Genomic DNA, 20,525 nt, shown 5'->3' on the forward strand with positions numbered 1-20,525 from the left:
ATCCGGAGGCCTCGTCAGCCGTCAGCCGCGCGGGATCGCGGGCGCCGGGTCAGGCGCTGGTGCCGGGCGCCTTGCGCAGGCGGCAGCCGGTGATCCGCCAGGCGCCGTCCGCCTCGCGCTCGAGGGTGTAGAGCGCCTCCCAGTCGGTCCCGTCCTGGTCCTGGATGCGCACGCCCTGGGCGAGGCCGCCGTCCGGCAGCGCCTCGTCGGTCCCGAACTCGAAGCGGCGGTTGCGGTAGACCGGGGCGTAGCCCTGCCGCACCATGCCGATGAAGGTCTCGGCGCTGGAGAAGATCGAGCGGATCGCCGGTGCCGCCTCGGCATAGGCCGCCGCGGCGTCGTCGTGCCGGAAAGCCTCCTGCTGGCGCAGGATCGCCGCTCGGGCCGCATCCCGCTCGCCGTCGTCGCCCGCGAGGGCACCCTGCGCGAAGGTGGCTTGGCCGAGCGCCAGCACGGTCATCAGGGCGACGAGGGTGCGCACGGGCCGGGCCCTCCTGGAGGGATTCCTTGGCGGATGTCGTAAGGTAGCAGGTCCGCTGTGCCGCCACAATCAAAGGCCGCCCGGACCTTGGTGCGGGGCGAGGGCGCGAGCGTCGCAGTCGAGGGCTCTGGTCGGGACGCCGTTCGGCTCGGGCGAGCGGTCCCTGCATCCTCCGCGTCACCCCGGGTTCTCGCCTGCGGCGAGCCCGGGAATGACCGGTAGGGTGTCGGCGCACCGGATGACGACACGCGACCGGACGCTACACCCCGCTCGCCTTGCGCCCCAGCTCGACCACCCGCAGGTTGTTGGTCGTCCCGGCCCGGCCGAACGGGATGCCGGCCACCGCCACGACGAGATCCGGCGCCGCCGCGAACCCCTCCTGCGCGGCGACCTCGGCGGCGCGGTCGGCCATCGCCTCGTAGGAGTCGATCTCGGGCCCGAGCACCGAATGGGCGCCCCAGTACAGGCTGAGGCGGCGCGACACCGCGGCGTCTGAGGTCGCGGCGAGGATCGGCACGTTCGGGCGCTTGCGGGCGATGCGGGCGGCGGTGGTGCCGCTCGACGTGAAGGCGACGATCGCCGCCGCCTCGATCGCGTCGGCGAGGGTCGCGGCGGCGGCGGCGACCGCGTGGGGCGGGCTGTCCTCGACCTCCGGCTCGCTCGCCCGGACGAGCGAGCGGTAGAGCCGGTGCTGCTCGGTGCGGCGGATGATCCGGTCCATCATCGAGACCGCCTCGATCGGGTATTTCCCCGCCGCCGATTCGGCCGAGAGCATCACCGCGTCGGCGCCGTCATAGACCGCGGTCGCGACGTCGGAGGCCTCGGCCCGGGTCGGCGAGGGCGCCACGACCATCGATTCGAGCATCTGGGTCGCGACGATCACCGGCTTCACCGCCCGGCGGCAGGCGCGCACCAGCTCCTTCTGGCGTCCCGGCACGTCCTCGGGCGGCAATTCGACGCCGAGATCGCCGCGGGCCACCATGATCCCGTCGGCGATCCGGATGATGTCCTCGATGTGGTCGAGCGCCGAGGGCTTCTCGATCTTGGCGATCAGCCCGGCCCGGCCGGCGATGAGGCTGCGCGCCTCCATCACGTCGGACGGGGTCTGGACGAAGGACAGGGCCACCCAGTCGACCCCGAGCTCGAGGCCGAAGGCGAGGTCGCGCCGGTCCTTCTCGGTGAGCGGCGACAGGGCCAGCACCGAGCCCGGCACGTTGACGCCCTTGCGGTCGGAGATCGGGCCGCCCACCACGACGTCGGCGTCGATCGCCGCGTCGTCGACGCCGGCGACGCGCACCCGGACCCGGCCGTCGTCGATCAGCAGGTCCTGGCCCGGCGCCACCGCGGCGAAGATCTCGGGATGGGGCAGGGGGATCGCATCCGGGCCGCCCTCCCGGCCCTCGCGCACGAAGCGGATGCGGTCGCCGGTGGCGAGCTCCGCCCTGCCGCCCCGCAAGGTACCGATGCGGATCTTCGGCCCCTGCAGGTCCTGCAGGATGCCGATCGGCCGGCCGGTCTCCTGCTCGAGCGCCCGGATCGCGGCGTGCACCTTGGCGTGGTCGTCGTGGGTGCCGTGCGAGAAGTTCAGCCGGAAGGTGTCGACCCCGGCGAGGAACAGGGCCTTCAGCCGCTCCGGCGTGTTGCTGGCCGGGCCGACGGTGGCGACGATCTTGGCGTGGCGGTGGCGGCGCATGGGGCCTCCTGGCTCTCGTCAGGGTGAAGGTCTGGTGCGGCGGTAGACGTTGGTGAAGCTCACGTTCATGCCGCCGCAGGCGTTGTTGTCCTCGGCGAGCAGGAAGGGCGGCAGCAGGCGCAGGCGTAAGGAGCACTCGGTCGACGCGCCGGAAGCGTAGGGCGCCGTGCCCTTGTCCCCCATGGTGAAGGCGAGAGTCGCGCCCGCCGGGGCCATCGTCCCCTCGACGCTGCCCATGTTGATCGCGCCGCGCCGGACCCGGTCCGGATCGAGGGTGCCGTAGCTCGCGTCGCCCGTCACCGCGAGGGTGCCGGCGGGCTTGCCCGGCCGGAGGACCAGGGTCGCCTCCGGGGCGGTCCAGGTGCCGGACCAGTCGCGCAGGGCCGGCACCGGCGGATCCGGCGCCCGGGCGATCGCCGCCCCGGGCAGCCATCCGGAGCGGACCGCCCCCGCCTGCCCGACATACGTCGCGCAGACGAAGCCCGAGCGGGCGGCGCCGGGCATCGCCGCACGCAGGATCACGGTGTCGCCCGGCACCAGGAAGGCCTTGTCGCGGCAGGCCGGATCCGGCCCGGGGCACCCCTTGCGCTGCGAGGCGCCCTGCACGAACGGCACCCGCGGCGCCCCGGCCTTGACCTTGCCGAGACCTGGGCCGAGACCCGGGCCGAGACCCGGGCCGGGACCACCGTCGAGGGATCCGTAATCGACGCAATCGCCCTCGGCGGCGACGGCCGCCCCCGGGGCCGCGAGCCAGGCCAGGACGAGCAGTTCCGCGCCGCGCCGCTTCCTGCCGAGCATCGTCCTCATCTCCGGCGTCGCCTCCCCGTCCCGTGCTCACCGCTGCGAAAGCTAGGGCATCTTGGACCAAAGGAGCACCCGTCCGGCCCGGAATCCGCCCGGCCGCCCCGGCTGTCCGGCCTTGACGACGGCTATGCTGCAGCGCACCCTACCGATAGGAAACCTTTCGGTTACGATCCGGCGAGGGAGGATCGACGGTCATGCTGTTCCAGCCGCCCGTGTTCGAGACGATCTTCCGCACGCCCGTCGCGCATCGGCTGGTGATCCGGGGATCGCGCAGCCGCGGCGCCCCGACCGACGGCGTGTGCTGGTACCACGACGAGTTCGACGCCGCCGGCGCCCTGGTCGCGCGCTACGAGACCTACGACGAGACCGACGAATCCGGCGGCGCGCGCTGCGGCTGGCGCCGCTACGACGCCGCCGGCCGCCTCGTCGCCCGCCACGAGGTGGCGATGCGCTGGTCGGCCCTCGTCGCCCTGAAGCAGTCGCGCCGGGGCGCCGAGATCGTGCTGCAGCGTCTCTGCGGGCAGCCGGTGCCGCCGTCGCACACCCGGCGGGGCCTCGCGGCCTGAGAGCCGGTTCGAGACCGGAGCCTTCGCGCGCTCCCCGTCGTCACCCCGCCGTCAGCCACAGCCAATGCCCGTCTGGATCGCGCAGGAGCGCGCCGCTTCGCGCGACCGGCCCGTCCGGCACGAGCCGCCCGGCATGGGCGGCACATGCCGCACGCACCGCCGCTTCGTCCCCCATCGCGATCACCAGCCGGGTCGCCGCGACGTCGTCGATCGCGAGGTCCGACGCGGGCTGCGGAGGACGGCCGCGGTAGCACAGCAGCTCGACGTGCGGCGGCCGACCATCCGGGAAAGCGAGACCCGTGACCTCGACGGTCGGGTCGGCGACGGCGTCGAGGCGCGCCTGTTCCGGCCCGGCATTGAGCGAGCGCGACGCCACGTGCAGGCAGAGCGAGGCATAGAACGCCGCGGAGCGGGCGGTGTCGGCGACCGAGATCGCCGAGTGGTCGAGGCCGAGGCAGACATCGCGGGCGTCCGGCCGGCGCCAGGCCGCCGGCACCGCATCCGGCGGAAAGGCCAGGAACTCGAGCGGATGGCCCTCGGGATCGCGGAACTTGAACGCCGTCACGCCGCCCGACGATGCCGGCAGCCGCACCGGCCCGGCGGTCGAGATCGGGCGCCAGCCCGGATGCACCGAGAGGCGGGCATGGGCCGCCGCCATGTCGGCGACGATGATCGCGCAGTGCTGGAACAGCGGGCTGAAGCCCGGCACGTCGCCCGGATAGGGCCGGCCCGCCGACGCCGTGAGGTCGAGGCGCTGGTCGCCGAGCCGCAGGGCCACGGTTCGCACGGCCGCGAACCCCGCGGAGCCCGGCTCCGCCGGCACCCCAACATCGGTGAAGCCCAGCGCCTCGCGGTAGAAACCCGCGAGCCGCTCCGGATCGGCGGAATTGAGCCCGAAGCGGACGAGGCGCCGGGCGCCCGGGCGACCGGCAGTCATGGTGTCTGCACCCCGCGCCGGTCGAGGAAGATCGCATACAGCGTGTGCGAGCCGCCGATGAACAGCCGGTTCTTGGTCGGCCCGCCGAAGGTGATGTTCGAGACCCGGTGCGGCACCAGGATCTTGCCCATCAGCTTGCCCTCCGGGCTGATGCAATGGACCCCGTCGGCCGCGCTCGACCAGACGTTGCCGTCCTCGTCGACCCGCATTCCGTCGCAATAGCCGGGCTCGATCTTGTGGAAGACGTCGCCCCCCGACAGGGCGCCGTCGGGCGCGACGTCGAAGACCCGGATGTACTGGCGCGGGTTCGGCTTCGACTGGTCGCCGGTCTCGGCGACGTAGAGGCGGCGCTCGTCGGGCGAGAAGGCGAGGCCGTTCGGCCCGTCGAAATCGCCCGCCATCACCTGGATCTCGTTCGTCCGCGGATCGAAGCGGTAGAGGGCAGGGGGCTGCTCCGACTTTTGGCGCCCGCCCTCGTAGTCGTTCGCGATGCCGTAGACCGGATCGCTGAACCAGATCGTCCCGTCCGACTTCACCACCACGTCGTTCGGCGAATTCAGCCGCTTGCCGGCATGGCGCTCGACGAGGGTGGTGACCGTGCCGTCGACCTCGGTGCGGTACAGGCAGCGGCCGCGATGCGAGCAGGCGATCAGCCTTCCCTCGCGGTCGCGGGTCTGGCCGTTGGCGTAGTTCGACGGCGCGCGGTAGACCGAGAAGCCGGCGCCCTCGATCCACCGCATCGTGCGGTTGCGCGGCAGGTCCTGGAACAGCAGGCAATCGGCGTCGCCCATCCAGACCGGCCCCTCGATCCAGCGGAAGCCGGAGCCCAGTTCCTCGAGCGGCGCGTTGCCCAGGACGTAGTGCTTGAAGCGCGCGTCGTGGATCTCGAACCCGTCCATGGCGTCACCGGAACCGGCAGGCCGCCCCGGTGGTCGGGGGCTTGTCGACCTGGACGATCATCAGCACCGCCGGTTCGTCGCCGATCGTGCCGGAGCGGTGGCCCTTCTTGCCGTCGACCTCGCGGACGTTCTGGTCCTCGCCGAACGAGATCTCGCCCGGGCCCATCTCGACCCGGGTGCCGTCCATCGATTCGACGAACCAGCGGCCCGAGAGCGGGATGATCCATTGCGGCTTCGGGTTCGGGTGCCAGTCGCCGGTCCAGCCGACCGGCTGCACGGTCACGAACACGGTGGCGCCGTCATGGGTCTTCTGGCCCTGCCATTGCGGCGGGGCCGGCGGCGACATCGATTTCTGCTCGAATTCGGTGAAGGCGCAGCGGGTCTGGTGGCTGATGCCGTCCGCATCGGCCCAGAGGTGCCAGTAGGGAACGGTGGGCTTCTCGTCGCTCATCGGGCGGTCTCGCTGACGCTGTAGGGCTTCGACGAGGCGAAGGGGTGGGAGAAGAACGTCTCCACCGTGCTCGCCCCGGTGCCGAAGGTGACGAGCAGAAACCCGCCGGCGAGCGCGAGGTTCTTCCAGAAATCCCAGAAAAGCTCGCGCCCCTTGCCGCCGGACCAGAAATCGCCCGGCTTCCAGAACTGCTTCCACAGGAGCGCCGTCACGCCGCAATAGCCGGCGAGCACGAACCCCGCGAAGCGGTCGGCGATGCCGGTGAGGACCCCGAGCGACATCACGATCTCGACGAACAGGCCGGCGAGGATCAGCATCGTGGCCGGGGCGGTGGCGTGCACGGCCTGTTTGGCCTGCCCCACCGCACCGCGGAAGTTCAGGATCTTGTCGAGCGCGCTGAACGGCAGGAACAGCAGCACGAGGAGGAGCCTGACCCCGAAGGCGACCGCGATGCTGAAGGTGGCCATCGACCGGAGAACCCCGCTTCCTGGTTTGCGTTGCGAAAAGCTAAGTGGGGCGGGTCGACGTTCGCGCCAGCCCCGCCATATCCGCCTCGCACGGGCGACGGGCCCTGCGTAATCCCGCGGCCTGGCGTGAAGGAGTGGCACCGCCGATGAGCGAGAACCGGCATTACGACGTCGTCATCGTCGGCTCGGGGCCGGGCGGCGGCACCATGGCGTGGCGGCTGGCCCAGACCGGCAAGCGCATCCTGCTGCTCGAGCGCGGCGACTACCTGCCGCGGGAGCGCGAGAACTGGGACAGCCAGGCGGTCTTCGTCGATGCCCGCTACCAGGCCCCCGAGACCTGGTACGGCGCCGACGGATCGAGCTTCCATCCCGGCCTGCACTACTTCGTCGGCGGCAACAGCAAGGTCTACGGCTCGGTCCTGCTCCGCCTGCGCGAGAAGGACTTCGGCGTCGTCCGGCATCCGGACGGGATCTCGCCGGAATGGCCGGTGAAGTACGACGTGTTCGAGCCCTACTATCAGGCCGCCGAGGAACTCTACTACGTCCACGGCCTGCGCGGCGAGGATCCGACCGAGCCGCCATCGAACAAACCCTACGCCTACCCGCCGATCACCCACGAGCCGCGGATCCAGGAGCTGTTCGACGGGCTGAATCGCGAGGGCCATCACCCGTTCCACCTGCCGGTCGGGGTGCGGCTCGAGGAACGCGACGGCAAGCCGCTGCCGCACTCGGCCTGCATCCGCTGCGACGCCTTCGACGGCTATCCGTGCATCACCAACGGCAAGGCCGATTCGCAGGTGACCTGCGTCGACCCGGCGCTCGCGGCGCACGACAACCTCACGCTGATGACGAACGCCTATGTCGACCGGCTGCTGACCGATCCGGCCGGGCGGACGATCACCGGCGTCGCGGTCAAGCGCGGCGACGCCACCGAGGTGTTCACCGGCGATATCGTGGTCGTCGCCTGCGGCGCGCTGTCCTCGGCGCTCCTGATGCTGCGCTCCGCCAACGATGCCCATCCGCACGGCCTCGCCAACCGCTCGGGCCAGGTCGGCCGCAACTACATGCGGCACAACAATTCCACCGTGCTCGCCATCTCGCGCACCCCGAACCCGACCAAGTTCCAGAAGACGCTCGGCCTCAACGACTTCTATTTCGGCGCCGACGACTGGGACTTTCCGCTCGGCCACATCCAGATGGTCGGCAAGTCGGACGGCGTGCAGATCCACGGCGAGGGCCTGCCGGGCTTCCTGCAATGGTTCCCCGAGAAGCCGTTCGATTGGATCGCCAGGCACTCCCTCGATTTCTGGCTCACCACCGAGGATTTGCCGATTCCGCAGAACCGGATCTTCTACGACGGCGGGAAGGTGCGGCTCGACCTGCACCAGACCAACGAGGAGGCCCTGCACCGGCTGAAGGCCAAGCTGCGCGACCTCTGCACGAAGCTCGACATCCACCCGCACCTGTTCGACCGCTCGCTCTATCTCGGCAAGGACGTGCCGATCGGCGGCACCGCCCACCAGGCCGGGACGCTGCGTTTCGGCACCGACCCGGCGACCTCGGTCCTCGACCTCGACTGCAAGGCGCACGAGCTCGACAACCTCTACGTCACCGATGCGAGCTTCTTCCCCTCGATCGGCGCCGTGAACCCGACGCTGACGATCATCGCCAACTCGCTCAGGGTGGCGGACCACATCATCGGGCGGCTGGGGGACTGAACCCGCCGCCCGGACGCGGCGTGCGACGCGGCAGCGCTATACCGGCCGCGCCGCCGCGATCGTCACCCTCTGCGGCGTCGCCTCCCGGGCGGAGGGGAAGAACGGGAACGGCTCGTCGGTCGTGCTGCCGTCGCTGAAGCAGAATTGCTGCGGCGCGCCGCTCGCGTCGATGCTGAAGAACAGCGTGCCGCTGCCCAGGCCACCCGCATGCGAACCCGGCGGGGCCTGCTCCGGCGGGGCCCTGTAGGTGCGGCTGTCGTCGGCATGCGGCACGTCGCTCGCGTCGATCACCGGCACGGCGTAGACGGCGAGATGGGCCTGGCCGCCCGGAGCCGTCGCCAGGCCGTACGCATTCGGCCAGCCCTCGCCGGAATTCGGGTACGGCACCGCCGGCCCGGCGACCACGACCACGTGGCCGGTATCCTTGGCCGGGGTCAGGCTCGGATCCGTCGCGGCGTTCGGATTCGCCGGGTCGGCATAGATGCCGAGCGACCAGGCCAGCAGATCGCCCGCCTGGAGATCCGTGATCGCGCTCACCCGGCTGAAGCCGTTGGCGGGACCGGCGACATGCGCGAAGAAATAGGACGCGACGTTGGCCCGCGCCCAGGGCTGCATCCTCTCCCGCAGCGGCACCCGGGCGGGCACGGCCGGGTTCGTCGCGTCGTAGGCCTCGATGTATCCCGCCGGCGGGTTGAACAACGGGTCCTCGCGGGTGGCGTCCAGCGCGGCGGCATGGTGCGGCGCGACCGACGAGAGAGCGACGTGCACCCAGGTCGAACAGTCGACGAAGGCGGTCGGGGGCTGTGCGTCCAGGTGGATGTCGGGCGGCGTGGCGGCGACCCACTCTGTCACGGTGCCGTCGGTCTTCTTCACCAGATGATAGAAATAGGCGGTATGACCGCGGGAGACGGCGGCGACGGCGTCCCTGGCGAAGGCGGCGAGCCTCGCGCCGAGCGGCGCGGCCCCGGCGGGTGGAAGAGATCCGACGGACATCGCTGACAATCCTGGTTGCAGGTTCGGGCGGGCAAGGTCGGGCCGGCACGACGTCGCCGGCCTCGCGGGTGCCGAGTAGTCCACCTACGTCATGACAATTTAAGGTGGCGTGAACCCGGGTTTCCCCCGGGAGACCCCACAGGCGACGCGAGGCGGGCCGGCCGCGCCTCCCATCCTGGTCTGCATGCGGGTCCGCATCCCGGCGCATCGCGGTGGGGCCGCTTCCCGGCTATGCAGGGGTGGTGCATGCCTTCGAGGAGCCCCCGATGCCCCTGGACCCCGCCCTGCGCGACCACATCGTCGCGGCCGTTTCCGCGAATTTCGACGCGCAGATCGCCCACACCCGGGCGCTGATGCGCTTCGCCTCGACCCGCGGCGAGGAGCAGGCGATCCAGGACTTCGTGTTCCGCACCTTCCGCGAGCGCGGCTACGCCATGGACCGCTTCGCGATGGACCGGGCGCAGATCGAGGCGCATCCGGGCGGAGCGCGGTTCAGCCCGGAGCATTCCGCGGCGCCGATCGTCGTCGGCATCCACCGGCCGCGGGAGGAGCGCGGGCGCTCGCTGATCCTCCAGGCCCATGTCGACGTGGTGCCGCCGGGCCCCGCCGACCTCTGGACCCACCCGCCCTTCGAGCCGGTGGTGGAGGGCGACTGGCTCTACGGCCGCGGCGGCGCCGACATGAAGGCCGGCCACGCCGCCAACCTGTTCGCCCTCGACGCGCTCCGCCGCATCGGCCTGCAGCCCGCCGCCACGGTGACGCTGCAATCGGTGGTCGAGGAGGAATCGACCGGCAACGGCGCGCTGATGACCCACCTGCGCGGCTACCGCGCCGACGCGGTGCTGATCCCCGAGCCCGAGGAGGAGATGCTGGTGCGCGCCAATACCGGCGTGCTGTGGTTCCGGGTCGAGGTCCGGGGCCGGCCGGTCCACGTGCGCGAGATGGGCACCGGCGCCAACGCCATCGACGCCGCCTACCGGGTGATCGGGGCGCTCCGGCAGCTCGAGGCGCGCTGGAACGAGGACAAAGCGGGCCGCCCGCATTTCGAGGGCGAGGCGCACCCGATCAACCTCAATATCGGCCGGATCGAGGGCGGCGACTGGGCCTCCTCGGTACCGGCCTGGTGCCGGATCGATTGCCGGATCGCGATCTATCCGGGCACGAGCGCGGCGGAGGCCGCCCACGAGATCGAGGCGGCGGTCCAGGCCTTCGCCCGCGACGACGCCTTCCTGTCGAACAGCCCGCCGAGCGTCGCCTTCCACGGCTTCTTCGCGGAGGGCTACGTGCTCGAGGCGGGCTCGGAGGCGGAGGCCGTGCTCGGCCGGGCCCACGCGGCGGCGACGGGCAAGGCGCTCGAGAGCTTCATGACCGCCGGCTACCTCGATACCCGGGTCCACGCCCTCTACGACCGGGTGCCAGCGCTCTGCTACGGCCCGAAGAGCGAGAACATCCACGGCTTCGACGAGCGGGTCAGCCTCGCCTCGCTGAAGCGCATCACCACCGCGATGGCGCTGTTCGTCGCCGAGTGGTGCGGCACCGAGAGCCTCTGAAGGGGCGGGCCCGTCCGGGCCCGCATCTTAGCCTCGATCGAACGTCGAACGTCAGTCGAAGCTGCGCTTCGCGCCCGATCCGCCGAGGCTGATCTTGCGGGCCTGGGGCGCCGCCGGGGCGGCCTGGACGGGCTTGGGCGGCGGCAGGTGGGCCTGGCCGTGGACCACGGCGCCGATCTCGCCCAGCGCCTTGACCAGGTCGTCCTTGCCGCAGGTGCGGGCGACGACGAGGCCGAGCTTGTGGGTGTGGCTCTTGGCGTAGAGGTAGCCGGCGAGCTTGGCGCGGGTCTGGACCGGCAGCGCGTCGAGCAGGTCCGGCAGGTCCTCCGGCTCCGCCCGGTAGATCTCCCCGAGGGTCGCGAGGGGGACCGGGCAGTCGCGGTCGGCTTCCGCGCCGCTGGTGGGGTGGCCCTGGATCATGGTGCGTCCTCCGGCTGATGGCGTGCCGCCGAACCTAGGGCCGTCCGCGGGACGAAGAAACCGCGGGTCGTCGATTCGGGGCGCTCGCGCTCCGGCGCCTCGATGCCCTATGCTCGCGCCGGAGACCAGGGCTGAGTGCAGCCCGGCGCGGACGACCTTGGGGGAGGCTGGGGCATCATGGCGCAGACCGAGGACGCGAAGGCCGGGAATCCGGAGGCCGGGCAGCCGCAGGGCGACCTCACGGTGCGGACGATCGCGATGCCGGCCGACACCAACGCCAACGGCGACATCTTCGGCGGCTGGGTCATGTCGCAGATGGACCAGGCCGGCGGCATCGCCGGGGTCGAGCGGGCGCAGGGCCGCGTCGTGACCGTGGCGGTGAACGGCATGACCTTCCTGCGCCCGGTCCGGGTCGGCGACGTGCTGTGCGTCTACACGCGGGTGGTCGGGACCGGCCGTACCTCGATGCAGATCGGGATCGAGGCCTGGGCGCGGCGCTTCCGCACCAACACCCGCGAGAAGGTGACCGAGGGCGTGTTCATCTTCGTGGCGATCGACGACGACGGCCGCCCGCGCGCGATCCCGCCGGCCGCCCCGGGCCCGAGCCCGTGAGCGCCGATCCGGCGACCTTCTCCTGCCAGGCCTGCGGCGCCTGCTGCGCCTACTCGGCGGAGTGGCCGCGGTTCAGCACCGAGGACGACGCCGACATCGCGCGGATTCCCGCCGCCTACGTCGACGATCCGGCCGGGCGGATGCGCTGCGAGGGCGAGCGCTGCTCCGCTCTCGAGGGCCGGATCGGCGCCCACGTCGCGTGCAAGGTCTACGCCGTGCGTCCGGAGGTCTGCCGCACCTGCGAGCCCGGCGATCCGGAATGCCTGATCGCCCGGCGGCATCACGGGCTGCCGGTGTAGCGGCCGCAGCCCCTCGCATCGGAGCCCCTTGCGCCGGAGCCCCAAGGCGGTCACATCCGCCGGATGATCGATCATCCGACCCGTGACGTCGGCTTCGGGGTCTACCTGCACTGGCCCTTCTGCGCCGCGAAGTGCCCCTATTGCGACTTCAACAGCCACGTCCGCCACGGCCGCCTCGACCAGGCGCGGTGGCGCGCCGCCTTCGCGCGGGAGATCGCCCATGCGGCGCGCCTCGCGCCCGGGCGCACCGTCACCAGCATCTTCCTCGGCGGCGGCACGCCCTCGCTGATGGAGCCGGAGACCGTCGGCGCGCTCCTCGACGCGGTGGCGGGGGCCTGGAGCGTGGCGCCCGACGTCGAGGTGACGCTGGAGGCCAACCCGACCAGCGTCGAGGCCGGCCGCTTCCGCGGCTACCGAGCCGCGGGGGTGAACCGGGTGTCGCTCGGGGTCCAGGCCCTCGACGACGCCTCGCTGAGGAAGCTCGGCCGGCTGCACAGCACGGCGGAGGCGATGCGGGCGGTCGAGACCGCCGCGGCGCATTTCGAGCGCTACTCCTTCGACCTCATCTACGCCCGCCCCGACCAGACGCCCGAGGCCTGGGCGGCGGAGCTGCGCGAGGCGATCGCCCGGGCGGCCGAGCACCTCTCGCTCTACCAGCTCACCATCGAGGAGGGCACGCCCTTCCATGGCCTCGCCGCCGCCGGCAAGCTCACCGTGCCGGACGACGACACCGCCCGCATCCTGTACGATGTGACCCAGGAGGTCTGCGCGGAGGCCGGCCTGCCGGCCTACGAGATCTCGAACCACGCCCGGCCCGGCGCCGAATCGCGCCACAACCTGCTCTACTGGCGCTACGGCGAGTATGCCGGGATCGGCCCGGGCGCCCATGGCCGCCTCGTCCTGCCCGAGGGCCGCACCGGTACGTCGACCGAGCGCAACCCGGAAGCCTGGCTCGCCCGGGCCGAGGGCGAGGGGCACGGCATCGTCGAGACGGAGGCCCTGGGTCCCGGCGACCAGGCCGACGAGTTCCTGATGATGGGCCTGCGCCTGCGCGAGGGCATCGATCCCGCCCGCTACGCCGCGCTCAAGGGCCGGCCCCTCGATCCGGAGCGCATCGCCGGGCTGGTCGCGGCCGGGCTCGTCGCCCGCAGGCCGGACGGCCGGCTCGCGGCGACCCCGAGGGGGGCGCCGGTGCTCAACGCCGTGGTGGCCGAGCTCGCGGCTTGAGGCGGCGCCGCGAGCGGCCCGCATCGGTGGCGCGTCGCGTCACGTGCTCACCGGCACGCCCATTGTGGCAGGAAGCCCCGGACGGACCACAGGGCTCGGCATCATCGGCGGATCGGGCCGCGGGTTCTCGCCTGCGACAAGCACGGAGACGACCCTGCGGATTGTCGATGGAAGTGATCTCTCGATCCGTCGTCGCGCGCTCGCAAGCTTTCCGGTCCGTCGCATCCAGTGCATCGCCGTCGCTTGACTGTTCAGGCGACGGGCGCACACTCCCCGGACCGCGCCGATCCGAGCGAGCGCGGACCGAGGGAGGAACACCATGCTGACGCGCCGCGGTTTCGCGGGGTTCGCCTCGTGCGCGATCTGCAGCCTGACCGGCTTTCTCGCCACCGATGCCGGGGCGCAGACGCCGCCCGCCGCCACGCCGGGGGTGAAGCGCAAGGTCCTGGGACAGACCGACGGGCCGGCGCCCGGCTACGTAACCATCACCGCCGAGGTCGAGATCGAACCCGGCGTGATGGTCGGCCGCCACACCCATCCGGGAATCGAATCGGGCTACGTCGTCGAGGGCGAGATCGAGCTGCCGATCGAGGGCCAGCCGACCCGGGTGCTCAAGGCCGGCGACGGCTTCCAGGTGCCGGCGGGCGTGCCCCATGCCGGATCGAGGAGCGGGACGAAGCCGGTGCGTCTCGTCAGCACCTACATCGTCGAGAAGGGCAAGCCGCTGGCCTCGCCGGCATGAGCCGCCGTCTGGCTGCGGCCGGGCCGCTGGGGTAGGGGTGGGCTCCTTCGTCCGCCCTGTCCCTCGCCGCATGCCGCTCAGCCCCCTTCTCGCCGTCCCGCTCGCCGCCGCTCTCTCCGCCGGGCTGATCGTGCTGTTGCGCCCGCTCCTCCAGCGCTACGCGCTCGCGCGGCCGAACGCCCGGTCGAGCCACCGCGTGCCGACCCCGCAGGGCGGCGGCATCGCGGTGATCGCCGCCGCCGTTGCGGTCGTCATCGGGCTGGCCGGGGCGCCGGGGGGCGAGATCGCGAGCCTCGCCGCCGGCGCGCTCGCCCTGGCGCTGGTCGGCGCGGTCGACGACATCCGGCCGCTTCCGGTCGGACTGCGCCTGCCGCTCCAGGCCGCCGCCGTGGTGCTGGTGCTCGCGGCCGCCGGCGGGCAGCTCCTGCCCGGGATCCCGCTCTGGCTCGAACGCGGCCTCGCGGCGCTGGCCGGGCTGTGGTTCGTCAACCTCACGAACTTCATGGACGGGCTCGACTGGATGACCGTGGCCGAGATGGTGCCGGTGCTCGGCGCCCTCGTGGCCTTCGGCCTCGCCGGCCACCTGCCCGGGCCCGCGACCCTGGTGGCGGCCGCCCTGCTCGGCGGGCTCCTCGGCTTCGCGCCGTTCAACCGGCCGGTGGCCCGGCTCTTCCTCGGCGATGTCGGCTCGCTGCCGATCGGGCTCCTCGTCGCCTGGCTGCTCTACCGGCTCGCCGGGGAGGGGGGCCTTGCCGCCGCGATCCTGCTGCCGCTCTACTACCTCGCCGACGCGACCCTGACGCTCGGCCGCCGGGCGCTCGCCGGCGAGCCGGTGTGGCAGGCGCATCGCAGCCATTTCTACCAGCGCGCCACGACCAACGGCCGCTCGGTGCCGTTCGTGGTCGGGGCGGTGTTCGGGGTCAACCTCGCCCTCGCTCTCCTCGCCGCCGCGACGCTGGCGGCGCCGGGCTGGACGATCCCGCTCGCGGCTCTCACTCTCGGGGCCGGGCTCGTCGCCGGGCTGCTCCGGCTCTTCTCCCTGCCCGCCGTCAGGACCAAGGCCGCATGACCGCTCCCCTCGTCGCCCTGACCGGCTCGACCGGCTTCATCGGACGCTACCTGCTGGCGGCCCTCACCGCCCGGGGCTACCGGGTGCGGGTGCTGCTGCGCCGGCCGGTGGAACTGCCGCCCGGCATCAGCGGCGCGGTGGTGGGCGACCTCGCGCGGCCGCAGAACATGGCGGCGGCGCTCGGCGGCGCCGACGCGGTGGTGCATTCCGCCGGGCTCGCCCACGCCCTGTCGGGGGCGCCGGACGACGATTACCGCACCTTCAACACCGAGGCGACGCGCGGCCTCGCCCAGGCCGCCGCCCGCGCCCGGGTGCGCCGCTTCGTGTTCCTGTCCTCGATCCGGGCCCAGACCGGCCCGTCCGCCCCCGGCATCCTCACCGAGGCCGACGCTCCGGCCCCGACCGAGCCGTACGGCCGCTCGAAGCTCGCCGCCGAGGAGGCGCTGGCCGGCATCGACATCGACTACGCCGCCCTGCGGCCCGTCCTCGTCTACGGGCCGGGCCAGAAGGGCAACATGGCGGCGATCATGCGGCTCGCCCGGGTGCCGTACCCGCTCCCCCTCGGGGGCCTCGCCGGGCGGCGCTCCCTGGTCTCGGTGGAATCGCTGAGCGACGCCGTCGACGCGGTGCTGCGGGCGGAAGGGACCCTGCGCCGGCCGCTGATCGTCAGCGAGGCGGAGCCGGTGAGCGTGGCCGAGATGATCGGCGCCCTGCGCACCGGGCTCGGCCGGCGGCCCGGGCTCGTGCCGGTGCCGCAGGCGATCCTGGGCGCGGCCCTGTCGCTGACCGGGCGGGGCGAGATGCGCGAGCGCCTGATCGGCTCCCTCGTCGCGCGGGCGGCCGGGCTGGAGGCGATGGGGTGGCGGGCGCCGGTCGAGACGCGGAGCGGCCTTACGGCCCTGGCGCAGGCCGGCGGCTGACGGCCGGCCCGCGGACATCCCATCGCCGCGGAGGGTCAGTCCTCCGCGTCGTCCTCGTCGTTCTGGCGGATGCCGTAGCGGTTCTCGAGGTTCACGGTGGCGCGCGGCGGCCGCTCGCCGAACTCGCGCGGGCCGAGATCGCGCGGGCCGTCCGGGCCGAGGGCGCGGGGCGGGCGCGCCGGGCGATCGCCCTGGTCGCGGCCGATGCGGGGGATCAGCTGGACGATGTCGACGAAGTCGTCGGCCTGGCGACGCAGGTCGTCGGCGACCATCGGCGGCTGGGTCTGTATCGTCGAGACGACGGTCACCCGCACGCCGCGGCGCTGCATCGCCGCCACCAGGGGCCGGAAGTCGCCGTCGCCGGAGAACAGCACCATGTGGTCGATATAGGGGCTGAGCTCCATGGCATCGATCGTCAGCTCGATGTCCATGTTGCCCTTGATCTTGCGCCGGCCGTTGGAATCGGTGAATTCCTTCACCGGCTTGGTCACGACGCGGTAGCCGTTGTAGTCGAGCCAGTCGATCAGCGGGCGGATCGAGGAATATTCCTGGTCCTCGACCAGGGCAGTATAATAGAAGGCGCGCACGAGATTCTCGCGCGCGCGGAAATCGGCCAGGAGCTTGCGGTAGTCGATGTCGAAGCCGAGGGCCTTGGTGGTCGCGTAGATGTTGGCGCCGTCGATGAACAGGGCGCTCCGGGGAGGGTTGGGCATCATTTATCCTTGAGAGCGCGGTACGGCCGCGCGAAAAGAATTACTTGCGAGAAAAGCCGCTACGAGCAAAATACTGCCCCTTCAGTATTCGGGGTCTGGGGCAATCAGCGCGGGGTGCCGCACACCTGGCAGCGGCCGCAATCCGTGCAGCTAAGGATGCGCCGCGGCGCCTGTCAAGCGATGATGCGGCAGGAGAGCGGGGACGGGCGTCCCCGCCCGATGCCGGCCCGCCGCCGGCGGGCGCGGCCGCGGGCCGGATGCAGGATCAGGCACCCGGCAGGGCGCGGCTTCCGGGCTTCACCGCCGGGATCGCCGCGAGTTCCGGCGGCAGCTGGTCGGCCGGGTAGTTCGGGATGTCGAGGGTGACGAGGGCGACGAGCGGCATGCCGAGATCGGCCTTGCCGCCGGAGCGGTCGATCAGGCAGGCGGCGCCCACCACCTCGCCGGGCTCCCCCGTCAGCGCCGCCAGGCACTCGCGCGAGGACAGGCCGGTGGTGACGATGTCCTCGACCATCACCGCCCGGGCGCCCTTCGGGATCTGGAAGCCGCGGCGCAGGGCGAACGGCTTGCCCGGGTCGCGCTCGACGAAGATCGCCTTGGCGCCGAGGGCCCGGGCGGTCTCGTAGCCCGGCACGATCCCGCCGATCGCCGGCGAGACGACGTAGTCGATCCGGCCGTAGCGCTCCTCGATCCGCTCGGCGAGCGCGCCGCAGACCCGCGCGGTGCGCACCGGATCGGTGAAGATCGCCATCTTCTGCAGGAAGACCGCGCTGTGCAGCCCGGAGGACAGCACGAAGTGGCCCTCGAGCAGGGCGCCGGCGGAGCGGAATTCGGCGAGGACGTCGTCGGGGGTCATGGCACCTTCAGTGGTCGTTGCGAGAGCGGCACTGAGCCGGGGCTTGTGGCAGCGCCCGGGGCGTCGTGCAATCCCGCCTCAGCCGTTCACCCGGTCGACCCGGCTCACCACGCGCTTGGCCCTGAGCTCCGACACGATGGCGTTGAGGTGCTTGAGATCCCAGACCGCGAGGTCGATCGTCACGTCGGTGAAGTCCTGGGTCCGGCGCTTCATCGAGATGTTGTCGATGTTGCCGTCGTGGTCGGCGATCACCTGGGCGATCTGGGCGAAGCTGCCGGGCTCGTTGATCGATTGCAGGGCGAGCCGGGCCGGGAAGCGCTGGTTGGAGGCGCCGTCCACGTCCCAGCGCACGTCGAGCCAGCGGTCCGGCTCGTTGTCGAAGGCGGCGAGCGCGGGCGACTGGATCGGGTAGATGGTCACGCCCTCGCCGGGGGTGAGGATGCCGACGATCCGGTCGCCGGGCACCGCCCCGCCGTCGGGGGCGAAGCGCACCAGCAGGTCGCGGTCGAGCCCGCGGATCGGGATCGCGCCCTCGTCGGGCGCGCCGTCCTTGCCAGATCCTTCCTTTCCCGGAGCCTTGCCCGGCCAGGTCAGCCGCACCGTCTGGTCCTTGTCGAGGGACAGGCGCCCGGCGCCGTTGACGTGCGGGCGGGGCTGGCCCGGCGCGGGCTGGCTCGCGGCCGCGCGGCGCTCGTCCTTGTAGTCGGGATAGACCGCCTTCACGACGTCGCCCGAGAACATCTCGCCCCGGCCCACCGCCGCGAACACGTCCTCGGTGGACTGGCGCGCGAGACGGGGGAGGGCGCCGCGCAGCTTCTCGTCGGAAAAATTCTTGCCGGCGCGCTCGAAGGCGCGGTCGAGGATCTGGCGGCCGAGGCCCGCATATTGCCGCCGCACCGCCGAGCGGGTGGCGCGCCGGATCGCCGCCCGCGCCTTGCCGGTGACGACGAGGGATTCCCACGCCGCCGGCGGGATCTGGCCGTCGGCGCGGGCGATCTCGACCTCGTCGCCGTTCTGCAATTCGGTCAGCAGCGGCGCGATGCGGCCGTTGATCTTGGCGCCGACGGCGGTGTTGCCGACGTCGGTATGGACCGCGTAGGCGAAATCGATCGGCGTCGCGCCCCGGGGGAGCGCGATCAGCCGGCCCTTCGGGGTGAAGCAGAAGACCTGGTCCTGGAACAGCTCGAGCTTGGTGTGCTCCAGGAACTCCTCCGGGCTGTCGCCCTCGGCCAAGAGTTCGATGGTGCGGCGCAGCCACTGGTAGGCGCCGCTCTCGGTGGCGAGATGCGGCGCGCCGTCCTTGTAGAGCGCGTGCGCGGCGATGCCGTACTCGCCGATCTCGTCCATCTCGGTCGTGCGGATCTGCAGCTCGACGCGCTGGCTCTTCGGCCCGATCACGGTCGTGTGGATCGACCGGTAATCGTTCTGCTTGGGCGTCGAGATGTAGTCCTTGTAGCGCCCCGGCACCATCGGCCAAGTGGTGTGGACCACGCCGAGCGCCCGGTAGCAGGTATCGACCTCGTCGACGATGACCCGGAAGCCGAAGATGTCGGAGAGCTGCTCGAACGCGACCGACTTGCGCTCCATCTTGCTCCAGATCGAGTAGGGCCGCTTCTGCCGTCCCTTGACGGTGGCGGCGATGCCGGCATGGGCCAGCTTGGCGACGAGGTCGCGCTCGATGCTCTCGACCAGCCGCTCGGACTTGGCCGAGAGGTCGGAGAGCCGCTTGGCGATCGTCGCGTAGACGTCGGGCTTCAGGTTGACGAAGGAGAGGTCCTCCAGCTCCTCGCGCAGTTCCTGCATGCCCATGCGGCTCGCCAGCGGCGCGTAGATGTCGAGGGTCTCCTGGGCGATGCGGGCGCGCTTCTCCGCCGGCATGTGCTGCAGGGTGCGCATGTTGTGGAGCCGGTCGGCGAGCTTGACCAGCAGGACCCGGACGTCGACCGCGATGGCGAGCAGGAGCTTGCGGAAGTTCTCGCCCTGCGCGGCGCGCTTCGAGACGAGATCCAGGCGCTTGATCTTGGTCAGCCCGTCGACGAGCCGGCCGATCTCCGGGGTGAACACCCGGTTGATCTCGTCGAGGGTGGCGGCGGTGTCCTCGACCGTGTCGTGCAGCACCGCCGCCACGATGGTGGCGTCGTCGAGCCGCAGGTCGGTGAGGATGGCCGCCACCTCGAGCGGGTGGGCGAAGAACGGGTCCCCGGAGGCGCGCTTCTGCGTGCCGTGCGCCCGCATCGCGTAGACGTAGGCCCGGTTCAGCAGCCCCTCGTTGGCCCCGGGATTGTAGGCCTTGACCCGCTCGACGAGCTCGTACTGGCGCATCATCCGCCGTTGGTCTCCTCAGGCGCGCGAGAGCCGCCGGCACGCGGCCGGCGGAGGCGTCGCGGCGTGCCGGATCTGAGCCGGTTGCGCTGAACGCCGACGACGCTGGTGGAGGTCCGGGGCTAAATATCGAGCCGAACCGGCGGCCGCGCCAGCCCCTAAACGTCGCGGCGGCGCCGCTTCCGCGCCGAGTCGGTCAAAAAGGTCACGAAAAAACCCGGCCTCTCGGCCGGGTTCGGGTCGCGTCGAGTCCGGGGCGAGGGCTCAGTCGCCCTCTTCCTCGGTCTCGGTCGGCGGCGCGAGGTTCTCGAGGCCGCGCAGCAGGTCCTCCTCGCTCATCCGGTCGAACTGGATGTCGTCGCCGTCGCCCGAGCCCTGCGGCGCCACCGCGGCGGCGGCCGGCGAGCTGGAGAGCAGCGGCACCGTCTCGGCCTCCGGCTCGTCGACCTCGACGTATTTCTGCAGCGAATGGATCAGCTGCTCCTTGAGGTCGTCCGGCGTGATGGTCTCGTCGGCGATCTCGCGCAGGGCCACGACCGGGTTCTTGTCGCGGTCGCGGTCGATGGTGAGCGGGGCGCCCGAGGAGAGCAGCCGGGCCCGGTGGCCGGCGAGCAGCACCAGCTCGAAGCGGTTCTCGACCTTGTCGATGCAGTCCTCAACGGTGACGCGAGCCATGCGCGACCCCTTCCTTAGGCGTACGAAAATCTCGGAGTAGCGGCCTCCCTACACGAGATGCCGTTTTGCAACAAGCACCGGCGGGGGTCGGGGCAGGGCCATTCAAAGAAA

22 protein-coding genes are annotated in these 20,525 nt (G+C 72.0%); 9 read left to right on the forward strand and 13 right to left on the reverse strand.

Annotation, left to right across the window (positions count from 1 at the left end):
- Window positions 1-49: 49 nt before the first annotated feature.
- From A5481_RS15575 to A5481_RS15585, 3 genes are all read right to left on the reverse strand, one after another.
- Window positions 50-460: a DUF4864 domain-containing protein gene (locus tag A5481_RS15575; RefSeq protein WP_048436836.1), complete on the reverse strand. Its 411-nt coding sequence runs from the start codon at window positions 458-460 to the stop codon at window positions 50-52.
- Window positions 461-740: 280 nt separating this feature from the next.
- On the reverse strand, window positions 741-2,174 hold the full coding sequence (gene pyk, locus A5481_RS15580) for a pyruvate kinase (RefSeq protein WP_048436815.1): 1,434 nt from the start codon (window positions 2,172-2,174) through the stop codon (window positions 741-743).
- 18 nt (window positions 2,175-2,192) lie between these two features.
- Window positions 2,193-2,972: a hypothetical protein gene (locus A5481_RS15585; RefSeq protein ID WP_048436816.1), complete on the reverse strand. Its 780-nt coding sequence runs from the start codon at window positions 2,970-2,972 to the stop codon at window positions 2,193-2,195.
- Between the two features lie 200 nt (window positions 2,973-3,172).
- Here A5481_RS15585 and A5481_RS15590 point away from each other — a divergent pair, with 200 nt between their 5' ends.
- Window positions 3,173-3,544, forward strand: a complete 372-nt coding sequence (locus A5481_RS15590; protein ID WP_048436817.1) for a hypothetical protein — start codon at window positions 3,173-3,175, stop codon at window positions 3,542-3,544.
- Window positions 3,545-3,584: 40 nt separating this feature from the next.
- Here A5481_RS15590 and A5481_RS15595 read toward each other — a convergent pair whose 3' ends face one another.
- From A5481_RS15595 to A5481_RS15610, 4 genes are read right to left on the reverse strand one after another with little or no spacing between them, the layout of a single operon-like run.
- On the reverse strand, window positions 3,585-4,481 hold the full coding sequence (locus A5481_RS15595; protein WP_053082576.1) for a VOC family protein: 897 nt from the start codon (window positions 4,479-4,481) through the stop codon (window positions 3,585-3,587).
- Entirely contained in the window at window positions 4,478-5,380 is a 903-nt protein-coding gene (locus tag A5481_RS15600) for an SMP-30/gluconolactonase/LRE family protein (RefSeq protein WP_048436818.1), read from the reverse strand. The genes A5481_RS15595 and A5481_RS15600 overlap by 4 nt, the downstream gene beginning before the upstream one ends.
- Before the next feature lie 4 nt (window positions 5,381-5,384).
- A complete protein-coding gene (locus A5481_RS15605) occupies window positions 5,385-5,831 on the reverse strand; it encodes a cupin domain-containing protein (RefSeq protein WP_048436819.1) in 447 nt (148 codons plus the stop codon).
- Window positions 5,828-6,298: a DoxX family protein gene (locus A5481_RS15610; RefSeq protein ID WP_048436820.1), complete on the reverse strand. Its 471-nt coding sequence runs from the start codon at window positions 6,296-6,298 to the stop codon at window positions 5,828-5,830. Before A5481_RS15610 ends, A5481_RS15605 begins: the two co-directional genes overlap by 4 nt.
- A gap of 146 nt (window positions 6,299-6,444) precedes the next feature.
- On the opposite strand from A5481_RS15610, the gene A5481_RS15615 reads away from it, so the two are divergent.
- Window positions 6,445-8,016: a GMC oxidoreductase gene (locus tag A5481_RS15615; protein ID WP_048436821.1), complete on the forward strand. Its 1,572-nt coding sequence runs from the start codon at window positions 6,445-6,447 to the stop codon at window positions 8,014-8,016.
- Between the two features lie 36 nt (window positions 8,017-8,052).
- Here the strand turns inward: A5481_RS15615 and A5481_RS15620 are convergent, their stop codons facing one another.
- Complete coding sequence (locus A5481_RS15620; protein WP_048436822.1) at window positions 8,053-9,009, reverse strand: hypothetical protein; 957 nt, start codon at window positions 9,007-9,009, stop codon at window positions 8,053-8,055.
- A 266-nt stretch (window positions 9,010-9,275) separates the two neighbouring features.
- Here A5481_RS15620 and A5481_RS15625 point away from each other — a divergent pair, with 266 nt between their 5' ends.
- Window positions 9,276-10,559 (forward strand): ArgE/DapE family deacylase, encoded by a 1,284-nt coding sequence (locus A5481_RS15625; RefSeq protein ID WP_048436823.1) that lies wholly within the window; start codon window positions 9,276-9,278, stop codon window positions 10,557-10,559.
- Between the two features lie 51 nt (window positions 10,560-10,610).
- On the opposite strand, the gene A5481_RS15630 is transcribed toward A5481_RS15625, so the two are convergent.
- Window positions 10,611-10,979 carry a hypothetical protein gene (locus A5481_RS15630; protein WP_048436824.1) on the reverse strand — a complete coding sequence of 123 codons (369 nt, stop codon included), beginning with the start codon at window positions 10,977-10,979 and terminating at the stop codon, window positions 10,611-10,613.
- A 177-nt stretch (window positions 10,980-11,156) separates the two neighbouring features.
- Here A5481_RS15630 and yciA point away from each other — a divergent pair, with 177 nt between their 5' ends.
- The 6 genes from yciA (at window position 11,157) to A5481_RS15660 (ending at window position 15,848) form a co-directional block, all read left to right on the forward strand.
- Window positions 11,157-11,591, forward strand: a complete 435-nt coding sequence (gene yciA, locus A5481_RS15635; protein ID WP_048436825.1) for an acyl-CoA thioester hydrolase YciA — start codon at window positions 11,157-11,159, stop codon at window positions 11,589-11,591.
- Window positions 11,588-11,890, forward strand: coding sequence for a YkgJ family cysteine cluster protein (locus A5481_RS15640; protein ID WP_048436826.1), 303 nt, complete (start codon window positions 11,588-11,590; stop codon window positions 11,888-11,890). The genes yciA and A5481_RS15640 overlap by 4 nt, the downstream gene beginning before the upstream one ends.
- A 63-nt stretch (window positions 11,891-11,953) precedes the next feature.
- Window positions 11,954-13,117 carry a radical SAM family heme chaperone HemW gene (gene hemW / locus A5481_RS15645; protein ID WP_048436827.1) on the forward strand — a complete coding sequence of 388 codons (1,164 nt, stop codon included), beginning with the start codon at window positions 11,954-11,956 and terminating at the stop codon, window positions 13,115-13,117.
- 319 nt (window positions 13,118-13,436) lie between these two features.
- Window positions 13,437-13,859: a cupin domain-containing protein gene (locus tag A5481_RS15650; protein ID WP_048436828.1), complete on the forward strand. Its 423-nt coding sequence runs from the start codon at window positions 13,437-13,439 to the stop codon at window positions 13,857-13,859.
- Between the two features lie 70 nt (window positions 13,860-13,929).
- The gene (locus A5481_RS15655) at window positions 13,930-14,928 is read left to right on the forward strand and encodes an MraY family glycosyltransferase (protein ID WP_048436829.1); all 999 of its coding nucleotides are present in this window, start codon (window positions 13,930-13,932) and stop codon (window positions 14,926-14,928) included.
- A complete protein-coding gene (locus A5481_RS15660) occupies window positions 14,925-15,848 on the forward strand; it encodes an NAD-dependent epimerase/dehydratase family protein (protein WP_048436830.1) in 924 nt (307 codons plus the stop codon). The genes A5481_RS15655 and A5481_RS15660 overlap by 4 nt, the downstream gene beginning before the upstream one ends.
- 35 nt (window positions 15,849-15,883) lie before the next feature.
- On the opposite strand, the gene A5481_RS15665 is transcribed toward A5481_RS15660, so the two are convergent.
- The 4 genes from A5481_RS15665 to rpoZ all read right to left on the reverse strand — a co-directional run bounded on the left by A5481_RS15665 (window position 15,884) and on the right by rpoZ (window position 20,414).
- A complete protein-coding gene (locus A5481_RS15665; protein WP_048436831.1) occupies window positions 15,884-16,561 on the reverse strand; it encodes a LabA-like NYN domain-containing protein in 678 nt (225 codons plus the stop codon).
- A gap of 265 nt (window positions 16,562-16,826) precedes the next feature.
- Entirely contained in the window at window positions 16,827-17,417 is a 591-nt protein-coding gene (gene pyrE / locus A5481_RS15670) for an orotate phosphoribosyltransferase (protein ID WP_048436832.1), read from the reverse strand.
- Between the two features lie 78 nt (window positions 17,418-17,495).
- Window positions 17,496-19,742 carry a RelA/SpoT family protein gene (locus tag A5481_RS15675; protein ID WP_048436833.1) on the reverse strand — a complete coding sequence of 749 codons (2,247 nt, stop codon included), beginning with the start codon at window positions 19,740-19,742 and terminating at the stop codon, window positions 17,496-17,498.
- A gap of 261 nt (window positions 19,743-20,003) precedes the next feature.
- Window positions 20,004-20,414, reverse strand: a complete 411-nt coding sequence (gene rpoZ / locus A5481_RS15680; protein WP_048436834.1) for a DNA-directed RNA polymerase subunit omega — start codon at window positions 20,412-20,414, stop codon at window positions 20,004-20,006.
- Between the last annotated feature and the right edge of the window lie 111 nt (window positions 20,415-20,525).

Source organism: Methylobacterium platani, assembly GCF_001653715.1.
Taxonomy (GTDB): domain Bacteria; phylum Pseudomonadota; class Alphaproteobacteria; order Rhizobiales; family Beijerinckiaceae; genus Methylobacterium; species Methylobacterium platani.

Coding starts and splice junctions, on each gene's coding strand:
- A5481_RS15615 (WP_048436821.1), top strand. CDS start 6,445: ATGAGCGAGAACCGGCATTACGACGTCGTCATCGTCGGCTCGGGGCCG.
- A5481_RS15630 (WP_048436824.1), bottom strand. CDS start 10,979: ATGATCCAGGGCCACCCCACCAGCGGCGCGGAAGCCGACCGCGACTGC.
- A5481_RS15575 (WP_048436836.1), bottom strand. CDS start 460: ATGACCGTGCTGGCGCTCGGCCAAGCCACCTTCGCGCAGGGTGCCCTC.
- rpoZ (WP_048436834.1), bottom strand. CDS start 20,414: ATGGCTCGCGTCACCGTTGAGGACTGCATCGACAAGGTCGAGAACCGC.
- A5481_RS15590 (WP_048436817.1), top strand. CDS start 3,173: ATGCTGTTCCAGCCGCCCGTGTTCGAGACGATCTTCCGCACGCCCGTC.
- hemW (WP_048436827.1), top strand. CDS start 11,954: ATGATCGATCATCCGACCCGTGACGTCGGCTTCGGGGTCTACCTGCAC.
- A5481_RS15600 (WP_048436818.1), bottom strand. CDS start 5,380: ATGGACGGGTTCGAGATCCACGACGCGCGCTTCAAGCACTACGTCCTG.
- A5481_RS15595 (WP_053082576.1), bottom strand. CDS start 4,481: ATGACTGCCGGTCGCCCGGGCGCCCGGCGCCTCGTCCGCTTCGGGCTC.
- yciA (WP_048436825.1), top strand. CDS start 11,157: ATGGCGCAGACCGAGGACGCGAAGGCCGGGAATCCGGAGGCCGGGCAG.
- A5481_RS15650 (WP_048436828.1), top strand. CDS start 13,437: ATGCTGACGCGCCGCGGTTTCGCGGGGTTCGCCTCGTGCGCGATCTGC.
- A5481_RS15665 (WP_048436831.1), bottom strand. CDS start 16,561: ATGCCCAACCCTCCCCGGAGCGCCCTGTTCATCGACGGCGCCAACATC.
- A5481_RS15625 (WP_048436823.1), top strand. CDS start 9,276: ATGCCCCTGGACCCCGCCCTGCGCGACCACATCGTCGCGGCCGTTTCC.
- A5481_RS15610 (WP_048436820.1), bottom strand. CDS start 6,298: ATGGCCACCTTCAGCATCGCGGTCGCCTTCGGGGTCAGGCTCCTCCTC.
- A5481_RS15660 (WP_048436830.1), top strand. CDS start 14,925: ATGACCGCTCCCCTCGTCGCCCTGACCGGCTCGACCGGCTTCATCGGA.
- pyrE (WP_048436832.1), bottom strand. CDS start 17,417: ATGACCCCCGACGACGTCCTCGCCGAATTCCGCTCCGCCGGCGCCCTG.
- A5481_RS15605 (WP_048436819.1), bottom strand. CDS start 5,831: ATGAGCGACGAGAAGCCCACCGTTCCCTACTGGCACCTCTGGGCCGAT.
- A5481_RS15655 (WP_048436829.1), top strand. CDS start 13,930: ATGCCGCTCAGCCCCCTTCTCGCCGTCCCGCTCGCCGCCGCTCTCTCC.
- A5481_RS15585 (WP_048436816.1), bottom strand. CDS start 2,972: ATGCTCGGCAGGAAGCGGCGCGGCGCGGAACTGCTCGTCCTGGCCTGG.
- A5481_RS15620 (WP_048436822.1), bottom strand. CDS start 9,009: ATGTCCGTCGGATCTCTTCCACCCGCCGGGGCCGCGCCGCTCGGCGCG.
- pyk (WP_048436815.1), bottom strand. CDS start 2,174: ATGCGCCGCCACCGCCACGCCAAGATCGTCGCCACCGTCGGCCCGGCC.
- A5481_RS15675 (WP_048436833.1), bottom strand. CDS start 19,742: ATGATGCGCCAGTACGAGCTCGTCGAGCGGGTCAAGGCCTACAATCCC.